General features: G+C 67.3%; 1 protein-coding gene. It reads left to right on the forward strand.

All coding sequences use genetic code 11. The annotated features are described in order from the left end of the window. A partial coding sequence (locus EN749_RS36180) for a hypothetical protein (RefSeq protein WP_128365009.1) occupies positions 1-1,005 on the forward strand: 1,005 nt, incomplete at its 5' end. Positions 1,006-1,108: the final 103 nt, after the last annotated feature.

Consider the following 1,108-nt stretch of genomic DNA (forward strand, 5'->3'; position numbering starts at 1 on the left):
CAGCTGAAGCCGCTGCATCGCGCGCCCTGGGTCGATGCGGGCGAGACGCTGCCGGACAATTTGCCGGAAGGCACGGTTCGGCTGTCCGGCGATTTTCTCTGCGCGCCGTTTTCGCGCAGCGATGTCGAGGAGGCGCCGCTGCATGGCTGGCCGGCCAACAGCGCCTGGGATGTCGTCGAAAGTGTCGCGACCGACGATGGCTGGGGCGCGGTCTATCGCCTGCGGCACAAGGTGATGGGCGCCAGCGTCGACAAGATCCTGACGCTGCGCGACGGCCATCCCTTCCTCTACCAGGAACATGTGTTTTCCGGCGGCCATGGTGCGATTTCGGTCGCGCATCACCCGATGACGGCAATGACGGGCGGCGGCAGGCTGGCCTTTTCGCCGAAGCGGTTTGCCGCGACGCTGGACGACCCGCTGGAGCCGGATCCCGCACGCGGCCGCTTCCTGCTGGCCTATCCGGCACGATCCGCCGATCTCGGCCGTTTTCCCGCCGCAGGCGGCGGTACGCTCGACCTGACGGAATACCGCATGGGCGACCTGCGCGAGGATTTCCTCACGCTGGTCGAGACGGATCATGGCGGACCGGGCTGGACCGCGCTTGCGCGCCAGGCCGAGGACGATCTGGTGCTGGTGCTGAAGAACCCTGCCGAGCTGCCGATCACCATGCTGTGGTTCAGCAATGGCGGGCGCGACTACGCGCCCTGGAGCGGTCGCCACCTGGGCGTGCTCGGCATCGAGGACGGCCGCGCCGCCGTCGGCCATGCCGCTTCGATCGGCGACAACTGGCTGAAGCGCGAAGGGGTAGCGACCGCCTTTGCGCTGGGCGAAAGCCAAAGCGTTTCCTTTCGCCATGTCATCGGCGTCATGCCGCTGTCGGGCGGCGAGCCGCCGCAGGAGGTCACGACGGCGGATGGCCGCATGCGGCTGACGGCCAGTGGCGCGGCGCGGGAGGTTCCCTTCGACAGCGATTTCCTGCGTATTGGCCGGCCAGCGGCTGCCTGAACGAACAGCACAGTTGACTTCTGTTCGTTCAAGGGTTCCCATCAATTGCCAAAGTTGGCGCCGCCCCTCACCTGCCTGCCGGCACCCTCTCCCCGTATAGTGA

Origin of the sequence: Mesorhizobium sp. M7A.F.Ca.ET.027.02.1.1 (assembly GCF_004022985.1) — a bacterium.
Classification (GTDB): Bacteria; Pseudomonadota; Alphaproteobacteria; order Rhizobiales; family Rhizobiaceae; genus Mesorhizobium.